The sequence below is a fragment of the Chitinophaga sp. SVR4-12A genome (assembly GCF_056754765.1).
On record NZ_JBPGWP010000001.1, the window covers coordinates 5,711,853 to 5,734,537 of the forward strand.

Annotated in this window: 15 protein-coding genes; 8 read left to right on the forward strand and 7 right to left on the reverse strand. The window is 49.9% G+C overall.

Annotated elements, in window-relative coordinates; genetic code table 11:
• Positions 1 to 96: 96 nt before the first annotated feature.
• Positions 97 to 351 (reverse strand): 30S ribosomal protein S20, encoded by a 255-nt coding sequence (rpsT, locus tag ACR9Y8_RS23230; protein WP_298732191.1) that lies wholly within the window; start codon positions 349 to 351, stop codon positions 97 to 99.
• Between the two features lie 482 nt (positions 352 to 833).
• Between rpsT and ACR9Y8_RS23235 the strand changes: the two genes are divergently transcribed.
• Positions 834 to 3,593, forward strand: coding sequence for a 2-oxoglutarate dehydrogenase E1 component (locus ACR9Y8_RS23235; RefSeq protein ID WP_481215644.1), 2,760 nt, complete (start codon positions 834 to 836; stop codon positions 3,591 to 3,593).
• A gap of 45 nt (positions 3,594 to 3,638) precedes the next feature.
• The gene (odhB, locus tag ACR9Y8_RS23240; protein WP_481215645.1) at positions 3,639 to 5,216 is read left to right on the forward strand and encodes a 2-oxoglutarate dehydrogenase complex dihydrolipoyllysine-residue succinyltransferase; all 1,578 of its coding nucleotides are present in this window, start codon (positions 3,639 to 3,641) and stop codon (positions 5,214 to 5,216) included.
• A 65-nt stretch (positions 5,217 to 5,281) separates the two neighbouring features.
• Here the strand turns inward: odhB and ACR9Y8_RS23245 are convergent, their stop codons facing one another.
• Entirely contained in the window at positions 5,282 to 6,097 is an 816-nt protein-coding gene (locus tag ACR9Y8_RS23245) for a hypothetical protein (RefSeq protein ID WP_481215646.1), read from the reverse strand.
• A gap of 159 nt (positions 6,098 to 6,256) precedes the next feature.
• On the opposite strand from ACR9Y8_RS23245, the gene ACR9Y8_RS23250 reads away from it, so the two are divergent.
• Entirely contained in the window at positions 6,257 to 7,432 is a 1,176-nt protein-coding gene (locus ACR9Y8_RS23250) for an RsmB/NOP family class I SAM-dependent RNA methyltransferase (RefSeq protein WP_481215647.1), read from the forward strand.
• Between the two features lie 5 nt (positions 7,433 to 7,437).
• Here the strand turns inward: ACR9Y8_RS23250 and ACR9Y8_RS23255 are convergent, their stop codons facing one another.
• The 4 genes from ACR9Y8_RS23255 to mnmA all read right to left on the reverse strand — a co-directional run bounded on the left by ACR9Y8_RS23255 (position 7,438) and on the right by mnmA (position 14,287).
• On the reverse strand, positions 7,438 to 9,129 hold the full coding sequence (locus ACR9Y8_RS23255; protein ID WP_481215648.1) for a S8 family serine peptidase: 1,692 nt from the start codon (positions 9,127 to 9,129) through the stop codon (positions 7,438 to 7,440).
• Between the two features lie 160 nt (positions 9,130 to 9,289).
• Positions 9,290 to 10,936, reverse strand: coding sequence for a glycosyl hydrolase family 18 protein (locus ACR9Y8_RS23260; protein WP_481215649.1), 1,647 nt, complete (start codon positions 10,934 to 10,936; stop codon positions 9,290 to 9,292).
• Between the two features lie 89 nt (positions 10,937 to 11,025).
• Positions 11,026 to 13,059: a cellulase family glycosylhydrolase gene (locus ACR9Y8_RS23265; protein ID WP_481215650.1), complete on the reverse strand. Its 2,034-nt coding sequence runs from the start codon at positions 13,057 to 13,059 to the stop codon at positions 11,026 to 11,028.
• 136 nt (positions 13,060 to 13,195) lie between these two features.
• On the reverse strand, positions 13,196 to 14,287 hold the full coding sequence (gene mnmA, locus ACR9Y8_RS23270; protein WP_481215651.1) for a tRNA 2-thiouridine(34) synthase MnmA: 1,092 nt from the start codon (positions 14,285 to 14,287) through the stop codon (positions 13,196 to 13,198).
• Positions 14,288 to 14,572: 285 nt separating this feature from the next.
• On the opposite strand from mnmA, the gene ACR9Y8_RS23275 reads away from it, so the two are divergent.
• From ACR9Y8_RS23275 to ACR9Y8_RS23295, 5 genes are read left to right on the forward strand one after another with little or no spacing between them, the layout of a single operon-like run.
• A complete protein-coding gene (locus ACR9Y8_RS23275) occupies positions 14,573 to 16,087 on the forward strand; it encodes a tagaturonate reductase (protein ID WP_481215652.1) in 1,515 nt (504 codons plus the stop codon).
• Between the two features lie 32 nt (positions 16,088 to 16,119).
• Positions 16,120 to 17,514 carry a glucuronate isomerase gene (gene uxaC, locus ACR9Y8_RS23280; RefSeq protein WP_481215653.1) on the forward strand — a complete coding sequence of 465 codons (1,395 nt, stop codon included), beginning with the start codon at positions 16,120 to 16,122 and terminating at the stop codon, positions 17,512 to 17,514.
• Entirely contained in the window at positions 17,514 to 18,509 is a 996-nt protein-coding gene (locus ACR9Y8_RS23285; RefSeq protein WP_481215654.1) for a PfkB family carbohydrate kinase, read from the forward strand. Before uxaC ends, ACR9Y8_RS23285 begins: the two co-directional genes overlap by 1 nt.
• Before the next feature lie 51 nt (positions 18,510 to 18,560).
• The gene (locus tag ACR9Y8_RS23290; RefSeq protein ID WP_481215655.1) at positions 18,561 to 19,223 is read left to right on the forward strand and encodes a beta/alpha barrel domain-containing protein; all 663 of its coding nucleotides are present in this window, start codon (positions 18,561 to 18,563) and stop codon (positions 19,221 to 19,223) included.
• Positions 19,224 to 19,273: 50 nt separating this feature from the next.
• The gene (locus ACR9Y8_RS23295) at positions 19,274 to 20,572 is read left to right on the forward strand and encodes an MFS transporter (protein ID WP_481215656.1); all 1,299 of its coding nucleotides are present in this window, start codon (positions 19,274 to 19,276) and stop codon (positions 20,570 to 20,572) included.
• A gap of 311 nt (positions 20,573 to 20,883) precedes the next feature.
• Here the strand turns inward: ACR9Y8_RS23295 and ACR9Y8_RS23300 are convergent, their stop codons facing one another.
• A complete protein-coding gene (locus ACR9Y8_RS23300; protein ID WP_481215657.1) occupies positions 20,884 to 22,533 on the reverse strand; it encodes a UxaA family hydrolase in 1,650 nt (549 codons plus the stop codon).
• Positions 22,534 to 22,685 lie beyond the last annotated feature (152 nt).

Here is a 22,685-nt window from a genome sequence, read left to right on the forward strand (position 1 = left end):
CAAACTACAATTTCTTTCCGGCGCCTAAAATAAAAAGCCCTTCCCGTTTTATCAGGAAGAGCTGATGTATCTTTGAATAATGTAGTGGCGTAGTAATTAAGCCAGCGCGTTCACCTGCTTAGTGAGCTTGCTCTTCAGGTTAGAAGCTTTGTTCTTATGGATCACATTGCGTTTAGCAAGTTTGTCGATCATAGCTACTACCTCTGAAAGATCCTTCTGAGCAGCTGCTTTGTCAGTCAGTGCCTTCAAGTCACGGATGGCATTACGGGTGGTTTTACCGTAGTAACGGTTACGCTCATTACGCTTTCTGCTCTGACGTACGTCTTTTTTCGTTGCTTTATGGTTTGCCATTTTTCTATTTTCAGTTTCAGGAGGGCAAAGGTACAGATAAGTTTTTTACAAAACAAAAAATATACAAATTACGGGGTTTGAGGTTTGAGGTCTGAGGTTTGAGGTTCGTTAAAAGTTGGAGGTCCAGTTCAAATCATTTGACTAACAGTTAATTATCTGTTTGTCAGTTGTTCACACCGAACTTCCAAACCTCCGGCCAACCTCAAACCTCAAACTTCAAACCTCAAACTAATTCCAACCTGGTAAGGTTAAACTTCTTATTATTTTACTACCGCTTTAACAAAAAACAAGCGATATTTGCAATCCAATATTATAAAGGATATCAAATTTCAACAGAAACGACCATGCTAAGACCATGTTAGCATCCCTACCTGTTGCTAATAGATGGTGAAAGCGTCCGGGAGTTCCACCTGGCCAATAGAAAGGAATAAACTATCAGGTGAAAGTAATTTGAACCGAAGACCAAGCAAAACTCGTTGTAAATGAAGGACTTCTCATTTGTCACTAACTCGCATCCTGCTTACATTGAATCTTTATACCAGGATTACCGCAAAGATCCAAATTCAGTAGACCCCGACTGGGCCAAATTTTTTGAAGGTTTCGATTTCGCGGTTTCCAATGTAAATGGCAAAGCAGGTACGGCAGCGACAGCGACAGCAGGAAGTAGCGCTTTACCTTTATCCAGCGACCAGCTTAATAAAGAACTGGCCGTATACAGGCTCATCCAGGCCTATCGCAAAAAAGGACATCTGATCTCCAAAACCAATCCCATCCGCGAAAGAAAAGACCGCCAGGCCAACCTGGACATCTCTTTCTATGGCTTTAGCGAAGCTGATCTGAAGACCGAATTTTTTGCCGGACAGGTACTGGGCCTGGGCAAAACTTCCCTTGAAAATATCGTGAACAGGCTCAAACAGGTATATGCAGGATCTGTAGGCCTCGAATTCACCTATATTAATGATTCTAAACAAGTGGAATGGCTGCAGCGCGAAATGGAAACCACTTTCCAGCAACCCATTCCCCTCGAAAAAAGAAAGCGCATCCTGGAGAAACTGAACCAGGGCGTGATCTTCGAAAAATTCCTGCACACCAAATATATCGGGCAGAAACGCTTCTCCCTCGAAGGTGGCGAAAACACCATCCCCGCATTGGATGCGATGATCAATACCGCCTCTGAATTAGGTGTACAGGAGACAGTGATCGGTATGGCCCACCGTGGTCGCCTCAACGTACTCGCTAATATCCTGGGTAAAACCTACGAGCAGATCTTCACAGAGTTCGAAGGCCTCGCTACCCCCGATATCACCATGGGCAGCGGCGACGTAAAATACCACCTGGGCTTCCGCTCCATGGTAACCACACCCTCCGGCAACCAGGTGAACCTCCAGCTGCTTCCAAACCCTTCCCACCTGGAAGTGGTAGATCCGCTGGTAACAGGCTTCGCCCGCAGTAAAGCCGATGTGATCTATAACAGCGATTACGACAGGATCTTACCTGTACTGATACACGGCGACGCCGCCGTAGCCGGACAAGGCGTTGTATACGAACTGGTGCAGATGAGCAAGCTGAAAGGCTACTACACCGGCGGTACCATGCACTTCGTGATCAATAACCAGATCGGCTTCACCACCGACTTTGATGATGCACGCTCTTCCGACTACTGTACCAGCGTAGCATCCATCGTACAGGCCCCCGTATTCCATGTAAATGGAGACGATGCCGAAGCCGTGGTGAAAGTATCCGAAATAGCCGTTCGCTATCGCCAGGAGTTCAACTCCGATATCTTCATCGACCTGCTCTGCTATCGCAGGCACGGCCACAATGAAGGCGACGAGCCTAAATTCACCCAACCCAGCCTCTATGCGCTGATCGATAAACATCCCGATCCGCGTGAAGTATATACACAGTTCCTGCTGAAGAACGGCGAAACAGATGCGCAAACGCTGGCTAAAGACATGCAGCAGCACTTCTGGGCCGACCTGCAGGAAAGACTGGACGAAGTAAAACAGCACCCGCTGCCTTACAGCCGTCAGAAACCTGAAGAGTGGTGGGCCGCCCTGCGTAAAGCTACGCCGCAGGACTTTGACGCCTCTCCCGTAACTGCCATCAAGGCGGAAGACTTTAGCCGCCTGTTCAAAAGCCTGATGCAATGGCCTGCAGATTTTGTTCCCTTACGTAAAGTGGACAAGCTGCTGAAAGATAAGATCAAGCTGTTTGAAACAGAAGGTAAGGTAGACTGGGCTACCGGCGAGCTCCTGGCCTACGCCAGCCTGCTGATTGAAGGTAAAGACGTGCGCATGAGCGGTGAAGACGTACAACGCGGTACCTTCTCCCATCGCCACGCTATCCTCTCAGACGAGAACACCAACGCTACTTATAACAGGCTTGCACACCTGCAGGAAAAGCAGGGCAAGTTCCGGATCTATAACTCACTGCTGAGCGAATTTGCCGTAATGGGCTTTGAATATGGCTACGCCATGGCCAATCCCAATGCGCTGGTACTGTGGGAAGCACAGTATGGCGACTTTGTGAACGGCGCCCAGACAGTGATTGACCAGTACATTACCAGCGCAGAACAGAAGTGGACCAACATGAACGGCCTCGTGCTGCTGCTGCCCCACGGCTACGAAGGCGGTGGCCCGGATCACTCCAACGCCCGCCCCGAGCGCTTCTTACAGTCTTGTGCAGAATACAATATCGTAGTGACCAATATCACCACCGCGGCTAACTTCTTCCATGCGCTGCGCCGTCAGCTCACATGGCCTTTCCGTAAACCGCTGGTGAACTTCTCACCCAAAGCCAACCTGCGTCACGCAGGCTCTTACTCTTCGCAGGAAGAGTTTACAACAGGCGGCTTTAAAGAAGTGCTGGATGATCCATTCATCGATGATGCTTCCAAAGTGAAGAAGGTATTGTTCTGCACCGGTAAGATCTATTTTGACCTGAGTGAAAAACAAATAAAAGAAGGCCGCAAGGATGTTGCCATTGTACGCCTGGAACAGCTGTACCCCTTACCGGCAGCACAGCTGGACGCCATTAACCAGAAATACAAAGGCGCTACCTGGTTCTGGGTACAGGAAGAACCGCTGAACATGGGCGCTGCTTCTTACCTGCAGATGAACCTGAAAACGCTGAACTACGGCGTGATCAGCCGTAACCCCAGCGCAGCTACCGCCACCGGTTATGCCAAAGTGCATACCCGCGAGCAGCAGGAGATCATCGATACGGCGTTCAATATTTAAATTTTCACCTTTCACCCGTAATATTGCAAACAGAAAACTGAAATAATGGTTGTCGAAATCAAAGTTCCTACGGTAGGAGAATCTATAAGCGAGGTAACAATTGCAAAGTGGTTGAAGAAAGACGGAGACTATGTGCAGCAGGATGAAGTGTTATGCGAAATGGAATCTGAAAAGGCCACCTTTGAATTGAATGCAGAGAAAGCAGGGGTATTGAAGATAGCAGCCCCCGAAGGCGCCACCCTAAACATCGGCGCTGTTGCCTGCACCATTGATACAGATGCTGCAGCCCCCGCATCCGCATCCCCGGCTGCTGCAGCTAAACCCGCCGCTGCTGCTGCACCTGCAGCCCCCGCCGCGGCTGCCGCTGCACCCGCTGGACCTCCTCCGGCCATGAAAGGAACTGTTGATGTAAAAGTACCTACAGTAGGTGAGTCCATCAGCGAAGTAACGCTCGTGAAGTGGATCAAAAAAGATGGCGACTACGTAGAGCGTGATGAGATGATCTGTGAAATGGAATCTGAAAAGGCCACCTTTGAACTGAACGCAGAAGAAGCCGGTATCTTAAAGACAGTAGCAAAAGAAGGCGACGTGCTGAAGATCGGCGACGTAGCCTGCAAGATCGATACCAACGCTCCCCGCCCTGCTGGCCAGGCTGCTCCTGCCGCCCAACCGGCTAAGGCCGCCGCTCCACAGGCAACACCGCAAGCCCAGCAGGCTCCGGTAACCAGCATCCCGAATAATATCAAGGCTTCTCCCGTAGCAGCCGCCGTAATAGCAGATAAGCATGTAGATCCCGCTTCCATCAAAGGCAGCGGCGCACATGGCAAGATCCTGAAAGACGACGTGTATGCAGCCCTGGAGAACCCGGGCGTAGCCATCGGTAAAGAGCTGTTCAGCCGTAACGACCGCAGGGAGAAAATGAGCAACCTGCGTAAGACAGTTTCCCGCCGCCTGGTAGAAGCCAAGAATACAACGGCCATGCTCACCACCTTCAACGAGGTAGACATGACCCGTATCATGGAGATCCGCGCGCAGTATAAAGAAGTGTTCAAGAAGCAGTTTGAGGTGAACCTGGGCTTTATGAGCTTCTTCACCAAAGCCGTTTGCTTTGCGCTGCAGGAGTTCCCTTCTGTGAATGCTTATATCGACGGCGAAGAGCTGGTGTTCCATGACTACTGCGATATCTCTATCGCCGTATCAGCGCCCAAAGGCCTGGTAGTGCCCGTGATCCGCAACGCAGAAAGCCTGGGCATGGCCGAGATCGAGAAGAAAGTAGTGGAACTGGCTACCAAAGCGCGTGATAACAAGCTCACAATGGAAGAAATGACCGGTGGTACCTTCACCATCACCAACGGTGGTGTGTTTGGCTCGCTTATGAGTACGCCGATCATCAACATACCACAGTCTGCCATCCTGGGCATGCACAAGATCCAGGAGCGTCCTATGGCAGTGAACGGCCAGGTAGTGATCCGCCCCATGATGTACTTAGCGCTCAGCTACGATCACCGCATCATCGATGGCCGCGAATCTGTAAGCTTCCTGGTAAGAGTAAAAGAAATGCTGGAGAACCCCGAGCAGCTGCTGTTCGGAAGGGACCCTGTGAAAGCATTGCTGAAACTGTAACCGTACAAACGATTATAAACGTAAAAGGTGGAAAGTGTATCATCACACTTTCCACCTTTTTTTTGTTAGTATTCGTATTTTTTGATCAGTTGTTTTGCCCCATTGGTAACAACATAGGCTTTGCTAACGCGGTTACAGCGATCCTCCTCATAAGCATAAATAGTGGTAGTCTCCGTATAGCGCCTTTCTATATGTTTTACAGGCAATTCAGGGCTGCTTAATTCCGGTTCCCGGTTCAGCCAGCTGCCGCCTGAGGGATAGTCGAAAAAGAGCGCTGCACGTAAGGTGGCAAATTCCGGGTTCACTGTTGCGCCGTAAGTAAACAGGTGGGTAGTGGTATCAACAATAACATAGTACAAGCCCGTAACCATCCTGTTAACGTTGTTGTCAGCACCGATATAATAATCGGTGCGCTTCAGCTTACTCATCTCATTTGAAACGCTCATTTGTGCTGGTGGACTGTCTGGTGTGGGCCAATGTTCATTATACTTCACGTACATGGCGTAAGAAGGCAGGAAGGAAGTGGATATGAAGGTAGACAATAGCCCTGCCGCATTGTAGTTGTACCAGACAGCTGCCTTGTACCCCGAAGCGTAGTCCAGTTTTACAGTATCAAGTTGCTGTTGGCTGTTATAAGATAGTGTATAGGTGATCACCGTTGGTCCGTGATCCGTGTAATCCGTTTGTCGTATGCTTACCGCCTTACCGGCAGCATTATAGGTATACTTGCGTTCATAACGCAGCTGCGATGTGCCTGGTTCATACGCGGTAATTTTCTTCACCAGTTTGGAAGCAGGCAGGTCAGGAATTTTCTTGCAGGCTGTAAAAACACAACAAGAGAGAACCAGTAAACAGAACAGGTAAAAGTGTCTTGTTTTCATAATACAGGTTGTTTTGAGATGAACAAATACAAGAGGGGTGATCCGGTCAACAGTACAGCGAAGGGTTTGATGGGATATGGGGTTGTACAATACTTACTGTAAGATAGCGAAAAAACAGGAAACAACTACTGCCACTTATCCAATCCTTATCTTTGTCCCATGACCCGCTGGGAAAATTATCTGTCATCTGCAGAGCGCATCATCAATAGTTATGACGGTACACTACCGTTGCATCACTTCCTGAAAGCATTTTTCAAGCAGCATCCCCAAATGGGAAGCCGCGACAGGCGCTGGGTTTCCCAGCTGGCCTATGCTTTCTACCGCCTGGGCCATCTCTGGAAAGAGGAAATGCCGGTGAAAGACAGGATCCTCCTGGGCCTTTTCCTGTGCGAAGCACAACCCAGTGAAATGCTGGCCGCCTTCCGTCCTGAATGGAATGAACAGGTAACGCTTCCCATCCCGGAAAAGCTGGCGCTGGTTTCCTTTAAGGGACAGCAGCCTGTTCCCGCAGCCATCTTCCCCTTTACAGACGAATTATCTGATGGGATAGACGCCGCAGCCTTTGCAAATTCCTTCTTTGTACAGCCCCGTCTGTTCCTCCGTGCCAGGAAGAAAAAGCAAAGAGAATTAACCCTCCTGTTCGACAAAGCCAATGTAGCATACGAATGGCTGTCAGACGAGCTGGTGGCATTGCCCAACAGTACTAAAACAGAAGACATCATCCCGCAAAGGGACTGGTACGAGATCCAGGATGCATCCTCCCAGCAAACAGGCCGCCTCTTCCATCCTGCAGCAGGAGAATACTGGTGGGACGCCTGCGCCGCAAGCGGCGGCAAATCCCTGTTGCTAATGGACCAGGAGCCCGGTGTTAAGCTAACGGTAAGCGATATACGCTCTTCCATTCTGCATAACCTGCACGAGCGCTTTGAGACCGCAGGCATCCGCAATTATGAAAGCAGGATGCTTGATCTTACCAACCCTGTTTCTCCTGCTACCTTTGCCCATGGTGAGTTTGATGGTATCATTTTGGATGCTCCCTGCAGCGGTTCCGGTACCTGGGGCCGCACTCCTGAGAATCTTTATTTCTTTGACCGCGTGAAGATCAACCGCTTTCACGCATTACAGAAAAGCATTGCCACTAATGTGATCCCCCTGTTAAAACCAGGTGGCACATTGATCTATATTACCTGCTCTGTGTTCAGGCAGGAGAACGAAGCAGTAGTGCAGCACCTTTGCAGATCAGCCGGCCTGCAGCAGGAGGAGGGAGGCATCATAACAGGATATACCCATGGCGCCGACACGATGTTTGCAGTAAGATTAATAAAGAAGGGCTAAGCCGCTCACCATTTCATCAGCTTCACCACCCGCCGTGTATTGCCTTGCACCATCCGCAGGTAATAGATACCGGTAGGCAGTTGTTCCAGTCCTGTTTCCCAGGTAAAATAGCCGTAATTGCCATAGCTGGCGGCCGTCCGGTTCCGGGTAACACGGCCCATGCCGTCTATCAGCTGCAGATGAACTGTGGCGGCCGCAGTAGATTGATAGTATATATTCAGCCGCGTAGTAAAAGGGTTGGGAAATACTTTGATCACCTGGCCTGCCAGCTGTTCGCGGATATAGGTGGAGTCTGTCATTTCCTGTCTTAGCAGTGTATCATAGGCCGCGCGGAAATTGGGAATGCCGTAGCCTATGCGCGTATCAGGAGACGTATAACGGCTGGAGGATGCCTTTACGGCCTGCAGTATTTCCATATTACTGCGGCGGGGAAATGCCTGCCACAAACAGGCCACCAATCCGGCTACCACGGGGCAGGCATAAGAAGTGCCGTTGCCTGCGCCAACACTGCCCTCGCTGGTGATAAAGGAAGTGCCTACACCTAACCCCGCTACGTCTGGTTTCACACGTCCGTCTGCTGCAGGGCCATAGCTGCTGAACGAGGCGGCCTGCCGCTGGCTGTTCACGGCGCCCACGGTCAGTACGCTGTCTCCATCCGCCGGAGCCAGTAAATATCTCCAGCTAAGATTGCCTTCATTACCGGCAGAATTTACCACGATCATGCCTTTGGCAGCGGCCCTGTCTGCCGCCCGGGTAATAGCCAGGCTATGGCCATCCATTTGGGCGTACGTGTGATTAAAGTCGGGATCATCAAAGGTATTGTAGCCCAGTGAAGAAGATATCACATCTACGCCCAGGCTGTCTGCGAATTCAGCGCCGGCGGCCCAGTTCACTTCCTCGATCGGTTGTTCGGTATCCTGTTCCTCAGTGCGCAGCAGCACGTAATCCGCTTCCGGCGCGGTGCCGGTCATCTCGCCGGGCAGGTTGGCAGCGAGTATGGAGAGGCAGTGGGTGCCATGGTCATCGTAGGAATATACGTCTGCCGTATTATCGGTAAAGTTTTTAGTGGCTATAATCTGCTGCTGGTCACGCAATGAGGCAAAGGAGCTGCTGTTGTTCACGGAAAGAAAACCGGCGTCGAACACGGCTATCATCATACCATCTCCTTTCATGCTTCGGTTATGCAGGTACTCTCCTTCATGCAGATGGATCTGCGTGTAAGCGCTGCCGTAGTCAAGATCTGTAGTGCCTGTTTGCCGCGCCGGCGCCCTGATAATCGGTTGCGGTTTGTTATCGGTCATGTCGTCACCCATCATGCGGTTGGCATTCCTGTTCACATCTTTTACAAAGGGTAGCTCCTGGATCTTTTGCAGGGCTTCGGCATCGCTGGTACGGATCACAGCCTGGTTGGTCCAACGCAGGGTATATACCACCTGTACCTTGCCTGCCTTTAACAGGCTGTCAATATAAGCGGGGTTCACCGGCAGATCGGTACTGTCTATGCGGATGTGCTGGCGTGTACGGCGTTGCAGCGCGCGTTCAGACAGGTAAACGGAAGGCGCATCCAGGCGGTAAGGACTATTGTGCTTGTCTGTAAAAGAGATTACGTAGCGGGGTACCTGGGCTGACAACTGTAAACCGCTGATGAGCAATAGGGCAAGAGGAATGAGGTATGCGGGTAGTAAAGATATTTTCACACGCTTTTCAATCTTTTGTTTTTACAAGATAACAAAAAGGGCCGGATATAGATCCAGCCCGTTAATTTTTGGTTGTTTTTATTTGTATCACTCTCTTTTCTAAGCAACTAGCTACTAGCATCTGGCAACTAGCTAATTGCTAATAGCTAACAGCTAACAGCTATTGAATAATGATCTTCCTGGTGTAAGTATGGCTGCCATTGGTAATGGTCACCACATAGAATCCACTCGCAATATTGCTGGTGGGAACGGTCAGGGTACCGGCGTTAGCCTTGTGGTAGCCTACCACTTTCTTGTTTACGTCAAGGATCATTACCTGCAGCGGAGCACTGGCGTCATATTTATCTACCTTCACGGTAAATGGACTGCCCTTTACCAGCGGGTTAGGATAAACAATAGCAGCGCCTTCGACAGCTGTTGCAGGATCTTTTACTTTAGCAGCGGTAGCGGTAGCAGCTGTTCTGGCAGCAGCGCCCACTACACCGTAGTTGAATACTTCCCAGCCCTGGGCAGTGGCCCTGTTGGCGGTCATGGCTTTGGTACCGTTCTCCGAAGAAACGTACAGGCCATTGTATGCGCGCAGCGAAATAGTGCCGTCTGCATTGGTGATCCAGTCAAACTGTTCCCAGCCCTGGATAGTGGGCCGGTTACAGTTAATGGGCGCCAGGCCGTCCTCGCAGGATACGTACTGGCCGTTATTGCCTCTCAATGCGATCTTTCCGTTACCAGCATCTACTACAGTAAACTGTTCCCAGCCCTGTACGGTAGGCCTGTCGCAGTTCATCGGCTCTACACCGTTCTCAGAAGAAACATACAGGCCATTGCTGCCTCTCAGCCAGATGGTTTGTCCTACAGGAGCAGGGCCCGGAGGATTCGGGTTACCGCCACCGGCTCTTTCAATAACTACCTGGTTAATGGCAGTTAAGAGAGAGTTGGCGTTGTTTTTATCCTGCGACAATTCCCATATCATGATCCCGCCGCCGTTGTCAAACGCCAGGTTCGTCTTGCGTTTAATGGTGGGAATACCGTTGTAGCTGATGTTGCCGAACCAGTCTGCATTCGGGCTGGCGCCTCTGTCCAGCAGCTGCGCATAAGATTCCCAGCTGGGTTTTCCATAGAAGGGAACACCCAGGATAGCTTTCTCTTTAGGCAGTCCGCGGCCTCTCCAGTAGTTGAGCGATTGTACTGCATAGTCGTAGGTGGAGTGATGGGAGCCATTCACATCGCCATCATACGCCATGATGGTCAGGAAATCTACCACCGGGAACACGCTGCCCAGGATGCTGGAACCGCCAACAGCAACTACGGCAGCGGTCAGCAGCTTACCCCTGTTGTGCATCTGGGTAGACAGCGCCGTCATCAGCGTTACGTAGTTGTTGGCAGAAGCGCCGTCATTGGGATATTCCCAGTCAATGTCTGCACCGTCCAGGTTGTACTGGTTTACAAAATTGACAATGTTGTTCACGAAATTGGTACGGTAGGTACTGTTGGCAGCCAGGCTTTCAAAGCCGCTGTCGTCGCCGTTGTTCCATCCGCCTACAGAGATCATCACCTTCACGCCGTTGGCATGGGCAGTGTTCACCAGGCTTTGCAGCTTGGATGGGTTCTCGATGGGCTGAAGTCCGCCGGTGGCAGTAGGCAACAGGAACGCATAGTTGATGTGTGTGAGCTTGCTGTACTGTATATCGCTTACGTTGCCCGACCAGGAAGGCATATAACCCACTACTTTAAACTGGGCAAAAGCCTGGCAGGAGGCAAGGATCAGCACGAGCAGCATCAGTGCTTTGTTCAATAAAGTTTTTTTCATGATGACGATGGTTTGGTTAAGAGATAGGATTCGGATCCGGAGAGTGTGCACTGCCGCGTGGCAGAGCGGCAGTGCAGGATGATTATATGTTATTGGATAATGATCTTTTTGGTGTACGTGTTGTTGCCATTAGTGATGGTCACTACGTAGAAGCCGCTGGCAATGTTATTGACGGGAACAGTGATCGTACCTGTGCTCGCCTTATGATAAGCTACTACTTTCTTGTTCACATCAATGAGCACTACCTGTACCGGTGAGCTGGCGTCGTATTTACCTACTTTAACAGTGAAGGTGCCTTCCTTTACTACCGGGTTTGGATATACAGAGATGGAAACGTTTGCATTATTTTCCAGAGATTTTGCCTGTGTTGTAGCAGTTGTTCTGGCAGCAGCGCCAACAAAGCCATAGTTGAATGCTTCCCATCCCTGGATAGTAGGCCTGTTACAGTTCATGGGCTGGGTGCCGTTCTCAGAAGAAACGTACATACCGTTATTGCCTCTCAGGGAGATCTTTCCGTCTGCATTTACGATCCAGTCAAACTGCTCCCATCCCTGTATGGTAGGTCTGTTACAGTTCATAGGCTGTTCGCCGTTCTCGGAAGAAACATACATGCCATTCGTGCCTTGCAGCGCGATCTTACCGTTTCCTGCATCTACCACCAGGAACTGTTCCCAGCCCTGTACGGTAGGCCTGTTGCAGTTCATTGGCTTTGTGCCGTTCTCAGAAGAAACATATTGCCCGTTAAATCCTTGCAGCCAGATAGTTCTGCCTACAGGTCCCTGTGAAGGAGGAGGCGTAATGCCCGGTGCAACAGCAGCGATGGTGCCGTTATTCTTCACATTGTTAACGAATTTGATGTTGTTCAGCACAGCCGCCATATTGCTGGCGCCATCCATCAGGTAGGGAGGATTGATATGCAGCAGGGCTGCATTCTCCTGGCTGTCAAAACGTTTGTAGGTCCAGTGGCACCAGCCGATGCCTTTGCTGTTCAGCGCGCGGATGTTCTCACTCAGCCAGGCGTTATTGTTCTCCCCGGTTTCGCCTACCCATACAGGTACATTATGCGTAGCGCGGAAGTTCACCAGGTTAGCGATCTTGTTGATCTGGTTCGGGTTCGGATCTGTTTCAGTAGTAGAATTGGTAAGCCAGTATCGGTGTGCGTTGTAAACCAGGTTAGACCGGTTGGTGAAAGTAAAGGGTTCCATGTAATCGTAATTGTTGCCCCATCCGTTGCCTTCGATCATCAGCAGGTGGTTGTCGCCCTGCGCGCGGATGGCGTTGATCAGGCGCTCAAACAGATCGTGGATCCAGCGGTTGTCGGGTACATTGTTCGGCTCATTGATCAGGTCATAGAAAGCAACACCGTCGTTGTTGATGTAACGGGCAGACAGGCGCTGCCACAGGCGAACGGTAATGTCTTTGTAAATGCTCCTGTTCCAGAGGTCATTGCCCATCAGCGCATCAGAGATGTTGGCGTCTGTGCCTTGCGCGCCCGGAGCGGCATGCAGGTCCAGTACGACGTACATGTTGTTGGCAGCTGTCCATTTGAGCAGGCTGTCGATGGTTCTGAAGCCTTCCAGGCTGGCGTCGTTGAACAGCTGGTTGTTGTTGTACCAGGTGGTCAGCGAGCTCACATAATTGTTGTAATTACCGGAGTTGCGGGCTACACTGTTACGTACGGCGCGCTGGCTGCTGGTGAGGAACAGCTCATAGTGCATGGGGAGGCGTACGCAGTTGAAACCCAGGGAGGCCAGGTAATCAATGTCTGCCTTGGTAATGAAATTGTCTCTCCAGCTTTGATAGAAGGCTTCCACGGCGGCGTCAGACTGCCCCTGGTCATACAGCCTTTTTTTGATAGACCATTGGGTGCCGCCGCCATCAAAGGAGGGCTTGATCATGTAGCCTTCCTGCAGCAGCCAGCCGCCAAGGCCTACTGCTTTCAGGATCACCTCCTGGTTGCTGGCGTTTACGATACGGGGGCCATCTGCTCTGAGGCGGCTGAGCTGGGCCATAGCAGGTTTGCCCATACATAATGCCAGCAGCATGAACGATAAAGCATAGAGGAAAAGGTTCGTTGCACGACATCGTTGACGTCGCGCGTACATTGTGACGCGGTTCTTCATAGAGGGTTTTCGGTTTTTAATTTAAAATGGTTATTCTTCCTTTACAGGAAGCTACTAGTCGTACAAGATTAAATTAAGTACCACCCGCTATGAGAAAATACGAAAGAAATATGGGAGAGATCAGATGAGCGTATGATCACATCCGCTGGATAATACCGCCGCCTATCACGTCATCGCCTTCATAGAACACGGCAGACTGCCCGGGCGCGATGCCCTTTACCTGGTCGTAAAAACGGACCTTTACCTGCCCGTTCTCATTATACAGGTTGCTCAGTGCGCCTTTGTCCTTATAGCGGATCTTGGTGGTGGCTTCCAGGCCTTCGGGAATATGATCGTATTTGATGTAGTTAATGCCGGACACCATCATTTCGCTCTTTTGCAGGTCTTCTTCCTCGCCCAGTACCACGGTATTGGTTTCGGGGATGATGCCTGTCACGTAGATGGGGCGGCCCAGGGCAATATCCAGCCCTTTACGCTGGCCTACGGTATAAAAGGGATAACCTTTATGCTGGCCTACGATGGTGCCGTCTTTCAGCACGAAATTGCCGCCGTTCACGCTTTCTTCCAGTCCGCTTACCCGGCGCTTCAGGAAACCACGGTAATCGTTGTCAGGCACAAAGCAGATCTCGTAGCTTTCAGCTTTCTTGGCCAGTTCAGGGTAGCCGAAATCAAACGCCATCTGGCGGATCTCTGTCTTGCGGTATTGGCCCAACGGCAGCAGGGTACGCGCCAGTACATCCTGTTGCAGGCCCCACAGCACATAGCTCTGGTCTTTCAGCTCGTCAATGCCCTTGCTGATCACATAACGGTCATTATGCTGGCGTATCTGCCCGTAATGCCCGGTGGCAATAAAGGCACAGTCCATTGCGTCTGCCCTTTTAAGCAGCGCCCGCCATTTTATATGGGTATTGCACAGCACGCAGGGATTGGGGGTGCGGCCGGCGAGGTATTCATCTACAAAGTTGTTGATCACAAAATCCCCGAACTCATCGCGGATGTCCAGCACAAAATGGGGGAAACCGTGATGCACGGCAGCTGCACGCGCATCGTTGAAAGAATCGAGGTTGCAGCAGCCAGTTTCTTTTTTGCTGGAGCCGGAGGAAGCATAATCCCAGGTTTTCATGGTGATACCCACCACTTCATAACCTTGCTCGTGTAACATCAGTGCTGTTACTGTGCTATCTATACCGCCGCTCATTGCTACCAGCACTTTGCCATGTCTGCTCATAGTAAATCCATTATGGCTGCAAAGTTAGTGAAAATCCTGCCATTGAACGTTTGAGGTTTGAAGTTTAACGTTTGAGGCTCGTTAATCGTTAGAGGTTGAGGCTCAGTCCACTAAAAGAGGTTGGGAGGCTTATTTTGAACTTTCAACCTTTAACGAACCTCAAACTTCAAACCTCAAACTTCTAACTCACAGGCGGTAGGGGCTTTTTTTCCCCGATTGCTAGAAAATCTTAAAAGGTAACCTTATATTTATTGGGTAAAGTCTTAAATATTATAAATTAGTTCCATGTTACCTGTACTAAACAAAGCGTATGTGGCCGGGCACCCGGATCTGGCAATTTCTAATGAATATTTCAGCTATCCCGAAAAAATACTCCAGTTTGGTACGGGTGTATTATTAAGAGGCCTGGTAGACTACCTGGTTGATAAAGCCAACAAGCAGGGCATTTTTAAAGGCAGGGTAGTAGTGGTAAAATCTACAGACGGGCCTGTTACCGAGTTCTCCAGCCAGGATAATCTTTACACACAACATATCAAAGGAGTAGCGCAGGGAGAGCTGGTTAATCAAACCCTGGTGAACGCTTCTATTAGCCGTGTTTTGCAATCGAATGCAGATTGGACCGCTGTGTTGGAAGCGGTACATCAACCTGGTTTACAGGTGATTATATCCAATACCACGGAGGTAGGTATTCAATATGTGGCAGAGAATATCAGCACAGGAGTACCTGCCTCTTTCCCAGGCAAACTGCTGGCGGTATTGTGGGAAAGATATCAGCATTTCAAGGGAAGCACGGGCACTGGTTTCGTGATCGTACCTACAGAACTGGTGGTAGATAACGGCCGTCTCTTACAGGAGATCGTATTGAAGCTGGCGGCGCATAACCAGCTGCCGGAAGCTTTTGTACAATGGGTGAAGACGGAAAACCATTTCTGCAATTCGCTGGTAGACCGTATTGTACCGGGTAAGCCGCGCGACCTGGAAACATTGCAGCAGCAGGCAGGCTATACAGACAGCCTTTGGATCGATGTAGAGCCCTTCCTGTTATGGGCTATTGAAGGAGGCGCATATATACAGCAGGTACTGTCTTTCCACAAGGCAGATGAGCGTATGCTGATCGCTCCCAGCATTACCCCTTACCGGGAGCAGAAATTACGGATCCTCAATGGCAGCCATACCATTTCTGTGCCCCTGGCTTTCCTTGGTGGGCTCAACACCGTATATGAATGTATGGAGCATGCGTATATGCGTTCCTTCTTCCAGACAGTGGTGCTGGAAGAGATCCTGCCTACCATACAGGATATTTGTCCGCAGGCAGGTACCTTTGCGCAGGATGTGCTGGATCGTTTCGCCAATCCTTATATTGCGCATAAGCTGATCAGCATTACCTTCCAGGAGAGCTCTAAAATGAATGCCCGTAATGTGCGCACCTTCCTGCGTTATTACGAGCGGTATAAGACCCTGCCACAAGCCATGTGCATTGGTTTTGCAGCCATGCTGCTGTTCCTGCGGCCGGTAAAAGAGGAAGGGGGCAAGTATTACGGAGCCAGGGCTGCTGCAGAGCAATACCTTATCACTGATGATAACGCCGCGGTATTCGCCGGCTATTGGAAAGGGGTGGATACCGGGAACAATACAGCAATAGCAAAATTTGTTCAGCAGGTTTGTGCAGACAGTAAGTTATGGGAAGCGGATCTCAACCAGCTGCCCGGCTTTACTGAAGTAGTTGCAGGGCACCTCTCTGCCATGCTGCAGGAAGGCGCATTGGTCTACGCAGCAGGCCTTGGTAAAGCAGTTAAATAGTATGGAACTTTCACGTATATGAAGCAACAGATATGAAGCAATTTTTGTCAGAAGATTTTTTACTACAAACAGAAACGGCTAAGCGTTTATATCATGAGTATGCCAAAGGCATGCCTGTAATTGATTATCACAACCACCTTCCGCCCGAGGATATCGCTGGCAACCGGCAGTTTGAGCACCTCAGCGCCATGTGGCTGCAAGGCGACCACTACAAGTGGCGGGCCATGCGTGCAAACGGAGTGGCGGAAGAATACATCACCGGCAACGCGGATCATCTCACCAAGTTCAAACATTGGGCGGCTACGGTGCCATATACCATGCGCAATCCGCTTTATCACTGGACGCACATGGAGCTGCTGAACCCTTTCGGTGTGAAGCAACAGCTCAATGCAGAGAATGCAGAAGAGATCTACCAGCATTGTAATGCCCAGCTCTCTCAGTGGACAGCGCCCGCGCTGCTGCAGCATTTTAAGGTGGAGGCGCTCTGCACCACAGACGATCCTGCAGATGATCTGCCGCATCATAAGGCCTTACAACAGAAAGGTTTTGGCATCAAAGTATTACCTACTTTCCGTCCGGATAAAGCTATGATCGTAGAAGATGTACCGGCCTTCAACGCCTATATCGACAAGCTGGGCGCAGCCGCGGGCATCACGATCAATAGCTATCAAACACTGTTAGACGCCCTGCGCAACAGGCATGATTATTTTCATGCTGCCGGTGGCCGTCTCTCAGATCATGGGATCAATACCTTCTATGCGGCAGACTTTACAGAAGCAGCCGTGCAGCGGATCTTTGATAAGCTGCGTGCAGGCAATGCCGTTACAGCGGAAGAAGCCTTGCAGTTTAAATCTGCCACCCTGCACAGCATTTGTGAATGGAACCATGAAAAAGGCTGGGCACAGCAATTTCATGTAGGAGCTATCCGCAATAACAACAGCCGGTTGCTGCGCCGTATCGGCGCTGATGCGGGAGTAGATTCCATCGGCGACTGGCAGGTAGCAGAGAACATGTCTGCTTTCTTCGATGCGCTGGATAAAAAAGATAAGCTGGCCCGTACCATTGTCTATAACCTCAATCCGGCCTATAACGAAGTATTTGCCACTATGATGGGCAATTTCCAGGATGGCTCCATCCCCGGCAAAATGCAGTTCGGCTCCGGTTGGTGGTTCCTGGATCAGAAAGACGGCATGGAAAAACAAATGAACGCCCTCAGCAATATGGGGCTGCTCAGCCGTTTTGTAGGTATGCTGACCGATTCAAGAAGTTTTCTCTCCTACTCCCGTCATGAATATTTTCGGCGTATTTTGTGTAACCTCCTGGGGAACGATGTTGAAAATGGTGAATTACCGGCTGATGTTAACTGGCTTGGTAAAATGGTGCAGGATATTTGCTACAATAACGCTAAAGCTTATTTTAATTTCTGATGAAGCCAGTAAAAGTTATTTCTTACGGAGAGATCTTATTTCGTTTTTCGCCAGTATTTGATCAGCACACATCAGCGCTATATATAGGCGGGGCAGAGGCCAATATGGCCGCATCCCTGGCGCGTTGGGGCACCCCGGTATCGTATATCAGTAAAGTGCCCGATAACGGCCTTTCCAAACAGGTATTGGAGCAGCTGGAAAAATCCGGTATTGTTACCGACCGCATGCTCTGGGGTGGCGACCGCATCGGCGCCTACTACCTGGCGCAGGGCAGTGACCTGAAGCATGCAGAGGTGGTGTACGACCGTAAATATTCCTCCTTCAGCGAGATCCAGCCCGGTACCACAGATTGGGACACCTTGCTGGAAGGCGCCAACTGGTTTCACTGGAGCGCCATCACCCCTGCACTGAGCCAGCAGGCGGCCACTGTGTGCAAAGAAGCCCTGGAAGCTGCCCGCCGTAAGGGGCTCATCATCTCCACCGATCTTAACTACCGCAGCAAGCTATGGCAGTACGCCAAACCCTTCCAGGTAATGCCGGAGCTCACACAATACTGCGACGTGATCATGGGCAATATATGGGCTGCCCACCAGATGCTGGACACTGCACTGGATACCGTCGCGCTGGAAAAGAACCAGAAAGAGATCTACCTGGAACAGGCTATCAAAGTAGCACAGGAAATAACAGAGAAATATCCGCGTTGTAAACATGTGGCCTTCACCTTCCGTTTCTCAGATGGGCCCACACACAACCTGTATTATGCTACTTACTACCACCAGGGTAAGCAAACGGTTTCCCGGCAATATGAGACCAATGAGGTGATAGACCGCGTTGGCAGTGGCGATAGCTTTATGGCAGGGCTGATCCATTCCCTGGTAGAAGGCTTTGACGCGCAGCAGACGATCTCTTTTGCCGCAGCAGCCGCTTATTCTAAATTGTTCGTAAAAGGGGATTTCAACAAAACGGAAAAAGCAGACATTCAAAAACTGATCTGAACGGATCCGTCTGAAAACCTTACATTGATCACGTAAACAGCGAAAACAATTATGCCTCCACAACCAGCAACCATCATAGCTGCCTTTGAACGCAGCGGCATCATACCGGTCTTCTATCATGATGACCAGGAAGTGTGTATACAGGTAATGCAGGCCTGCTACGAAGCAGGCATCCGGGTATTTGAATTTACCAATCGCGGAGAGAATGCCCGGCGCAATTTTGCCGCTATGCGCGATAAAAAGCTGGTGTCTATGCCGGATATGTACCTGGGCATCGGCACCATCAAAAGTGCGGCAGATGCTGAAACCTACACCGGTATGGGAGCCGATTTCATCGTGAGCCCTATCACAGAAGCAACAACAGGAGAGTACTGCCGTACTGCCAATATCCTTTGGATCCCCGGATGTATGTCGCCCAGCGAGATCGCTGTAGCAGAGAAACTGGAGGCAAAGCTTGTAAAGCTGTTCCCTGGTAATGTGCTGGGGCCGGGCTTTGTAAATGCTATCAAGCCGCTGTTCCCCGGCATGAAATTTATGCCCACCGGGGGGGTGGAACCAACCAAAGAGAGCGTCCAGGCATGGTTTGACGCAGGTGTGGTCTGCGTAGGCATGGGGTCTAATTTATTGTCCAAAAAAGTGATTGAAAGTAAGGATTGGGGCGGGTTGAAAGATAAGATTGTGCAAACGTTTGCTTTAGTGAAAGCATTGCACTAAATTTAAGGCAGAACTAAACCCTTTGCTTTATAAATTCCAAAATAATTAGAATGAATTCCACAAAAACCGGAAGTTATCGTTGGACCATCTGTGCGCTGCTTTTCTTTGCTACCACCATCAACTACATAGACAGGCAGGTAATTGGATTGCTGAAAGACGACCTGCAGGTTCAGTTTAGCTGGACAGAGAAAGATTACGGTTATATCGTTGCTGCCTTTTCTGCTGCATATGCCCTGGGCCTCTTGGCTTTTGGCCGTTTCGTAGACAAAATAGGTACTAAATTAGGCTATACCATTTCTCTCATCGTATGGAGCGTTGCCGCCATGGCACATGCATTGGCAAAGTCCACATTTGGTTTTGGCGTAGCCCGTGCTGCCCTTGGTCTGGGCGAGTCAGGTAATTTCCCCGCCGCCATTAAAGCGGTTGCAGAATGGTTCCCCAAAAAGGAAAGAGCCCTTGCTACCGGTATCTTTAATGCAGGCGCCAACCTGGGCCCGGTAGTTGCACCGATCATCGTATATTCGATAGCGAGAACACAGGGCTGGCAGAGCGCTTTTATCTGGACAGGCGCCATTGGCTTTATCTGGCTGATATTCTGGTTTATCTTCTATGAAGTACCTTCCAGGAGCAAACGGGTTTCAAAAGCAGAATACGATTATATTCACAGCGATACAGTAGAACCGGCAGCAGACAAACATAAGATCAGCTGGTTGAAGCTGTTCGGGATCCGCCAGACCTGGGCCTTTGTGTTTGGTAAACTGCTGACAGACCCGATCTGGTGGTTTTTCCTTTTCTGGCTGCCTTCTTACCTGGCTTCTGCTTTTAATGTAGATATGAAAGCAAATAATGGTTTGCCGATCATTATCATTTATACCATGATCAGTGTTGGCAGCATAGGGGGCGGATGGATCTCTTCTTACCTGATAAAGAAAGGATGGCCTGTGTTCAAAGCGCGTAAAACATCTATGTTCGCTTTTGCCCTTTGTGTTGTACCGGTGATCATTGCTCCCTATTCCGGCAACATGTGGGCAGCTGTAGCGCTGGTGGGACTGGCAGGCGCTGCTCACCAGGCCTGGTCTGCAAACATCTTTACTACTGTTTCAGATATGTTCCCGAAATATGCCGTAAGTTCAGTAGTAGGCATTGGCGGCATGGCAGGATCTTTGGGCGGTATGTTGTTCCCTTTATTTGTAGGCTCCCTGCTGGATCACTATAAGCTGCTGGGAAATATCAATATCGGCTATAATATCCTGTTTGTTATCTGTGGTTTTGCTTATTTGCTGGCCTGGGTGATCATGCACTTTTTTGCACCACGTATGGAACAGGTTAGTATCAAAGAAGAAGAATAAAGAACGATGATCAATATTGAAAAAGAGCTCGTCCGCCAGCGGACGGGCTCTTTTCGTTTTGCGCTAATTCATATTATTTCCCGGTACTATTCAGGTAATAGAGGGGTAGATTTCAGGTGGATGTCCGGTACCTTATAAGAGACGGAACATCTACCCCACAACTACCGGGGAAATACCGGACATATACCGGACATCCTGGGCCTCCGCCGCAATAGTAGCGGGATTTAGGCCGAACCAGGTATAAAGAAGAAGGTGTATCACTTTTGATACACCTTCTTTCTTGTTGCAATATGTAAAGTGTGCTTGATCGTTTAGAGGCTCACGCCGCGTTTCCAGGGAATAAAGTCGTCCTGGTGCAGTTGTTCTGCCTTGGTAGTAATTTCGCCGCTGGCAGACTTGATCACAAATTCCAGTATTTCTTCGCCCATTTCTGCAATGGTCTTTTCACCGCTGATGATAGCGCCGGTATTGATATCGATAATATCGGGCATGCGTTGTGCAAGACGGGTATTGGTAGCCAGTTTAACAACCGGGGCAATGGGGTTGCCCGTAGGTGTGCCCAAACCGGTGGTAAACAATACGATATTGGCGCCGGAGCCTACCTCTGCGGAAGTAGATTCTACATCATTGCCCGGTGTGCAAAGCAGGTTAAGCCCCGGTTTGGTTACATATTCTGTATAGTCCAGTACGTCCACCACAGGAGAGGTACCGCCTTTCTTGGCCGCCCCTGCAGATTTAATCGCGTCTGTGATCAGGCCATCTTTGATATTACCGGGTGAAGGGTTCATATAAAAGCCGGAGCCTACAGATTCTGCCTGGCTTTCATAAGCACGCATAATACGGATAAACTTCTCTGAAGCGTTTTCTGATACGCAGCGGTTGATCAGCTCCTGCTCTACGCCGCACAGCTCCGGGAACTCAGACAGGATAGAAGTACCGCCTAAAGCAACCAGCAGGTCGGAAGTATGCCCCACCGCCGGGTTGGCGGATATGCCCGAAAATCCGTCTGAACCGCCGCATTCCAGGCCTATTACCAGCTTGGAAAGGGGAGTAGGCTGACGTTCTACTTTGTTTGCCTCAATAAGGGCCAGGAAGGTTTCTTTAATGGCAGTAGAAAGCATGTCAAATTCTGATTTGCTTTTCTGTTGCTCAAATACCAGTACCGGCTTATCAAAGGAAGGATTCAGCTTTTTAAGCGCATTCTGCAGGATGGATACCTGCGCATGTTGGCAGCCCAGGCTGAGGATCGTAGCTCCCGCCACATTGGAATGGTGAATATATCCTGCCAGTAAGGCGCACAGCGCTTCAGCATCCTGGCGGGTGCCTCCGCAGCCTCCTTCATGTATCAGGAATTTAATGCCGTCTATATTTTGAAATACGCTGTTCTTTCGTGTAACGGTTTCTGTTGCAGTAACCGGCTGATAGGTTTTGATAGCATCTACATTTCCATTCTTGTACAGGTTTACCAGGTCGTTTACCTGCTCATTGTACACTTCCGGCGGTGCAAAGCCCAGGCCTTTTTCGAAGGCGGTTTTGATCACGCCCACATTCCTGTTTTCACAGAATACCATCGGTATTACCAGCCAGTAGTTGCGGGTACCAACCTGGCCGTCTTTACGGGGGTAACCCATAAAGGTACGGTTCTTCCAGCGGCTCACATCCGGGGCGTTCCACTGTATATTTGCGTCTTTTTCATGGAAAGTGTTGGACTCATGCCGCACATTGCCTGTTGTGATGATTTCGCCCTTGTGGATGGGCTCAGTTGCCTTACCTACCAATACACCGTACATTACAATCGGATCACCTTCCCTCAGGTCGGTGAGCATGAACTTATGCTTTGCGGGAACGTCTTTTACCAGTGCCAGAGAAGTGCCGTTGAATTGTATCTTAGTGCCGCCCGGGAGGTCCTGTAGGGCCACCAGAACGTTATCGTCAGGATGTATTTGCAGATATGTGTTCATAATACTAAAGTAGGGAATATATGATTTTGATTTTAATACTAAAATGTTAATCCTTGATAAGATTTTGACAGTTTGGGAAGCAAAGAAACTAATAAACCGCTAAAGAGGAAGGACAAATTATGCAAACGTTTGCAAGATTCACTATTTAGAAT

Excerpts from the sequence above, each read along its gene's own strand:
- rpsT (WP_298732191.1), bottom strand. The coding sequence starts at position 351 with ATGGCAAACCATAAAGCAACGAAAAAAGACGTACGTCAGAGCAGAAAG.
- ACR9Y8_RS23235 (WP_481215644.1), top strand. The coding sequence starts at position 834 with ATGAAGGACTTCTCATTTGTCACTAACTCGCATCCTGCTTACATTGAA.
- odhB (WP_481215645.1), top strand. The coding sequence starts at position 3,639 with ATGGTTGTCGAAATCAAAGTTCCTACGGTAGGAGAATCTATAAGCGAG.
- ACR9Y8_RS23245 (WP_481215646.1), bottom strand. The coding sequence starts at position 6,097 with ATGAAAACAAGACACTTTTACCTGTTCTGTTTACTGGTTCTCTCTTGT.
- ACR9Y8_RS23250 (WP_481215647.1), top strand. The coding sequence starts at position 6,257 with ATGACCCGCTGGGAAAATTATCTGTCATCTGCAGAGCGCATCATCAAT.
- ACR9Y8_RS23260 (WP_481215649.1), bottom strand. The coding sequence starts at position 10,936 with ATGAAAAAAACTTTATTGAACAAAGCACTGATGCTGCTCGTGCTGATC.
- ACR9Y8_RS23265 (WP_481215650.1), bottom strand. The coding sequence starts at position 13,059 with ATGAAGAACCGCGTCACAATGTACGCGCGACGTCAACGATGTCGTGCA.
- mnmA (WP_481215651.1), bottom strand. The coding sequence starts at position 14,287 with ATGAGCAGACATGGCAAAGTGCTGGTAGCAATGAGCGGCGGTATAGAT.
- ACR9Y8_RS23275 (WP_481215652.1), top strand. The coding sequence starts at position 14,573 with ATGTTACCTGTACTAAACAAAGCGTATGTGGCCGGGCACCCGGATCTG.
- uxaC (WP_481215653.1), top strand. The coding sequence starts at position 16,120 with ATGAAGCAATTTTTGTCAGAAGATTTTTTACTACAAACAGAAACGGCT.
- ACR9Y8_RS23285 (WP_481215654.1), top strand. The coding sequence starts at position 17,514 with ATGAAGCCAGTAAAAGTTATTTCTTACGGAGAGATCTTATTTCGTTTT.
- ACR9Y8_RS23290 (WP_481215655.1), top strand. The coding sequence starts at position 18,561 with ATGCCTCCACAACCAGCAACCATCATAGCTGCCTTTGAACGCAGCGGC.
- ACR9Y8_RS23295 (WP_481215656.1), top strand. The coding sequence starts at position 19,274 with ATGAATTCCACAAAAACCGGAAGTTATCGTTGGACCATCTGTGCGCTG.
- ACR9Y8_RS23300 (WP_481215657.1), bottom strand. The coding sequence starts at position 22,533 with ATGAACACATATCTGCAAATACATCCTGACGATAACGTTCTGGTGGCC.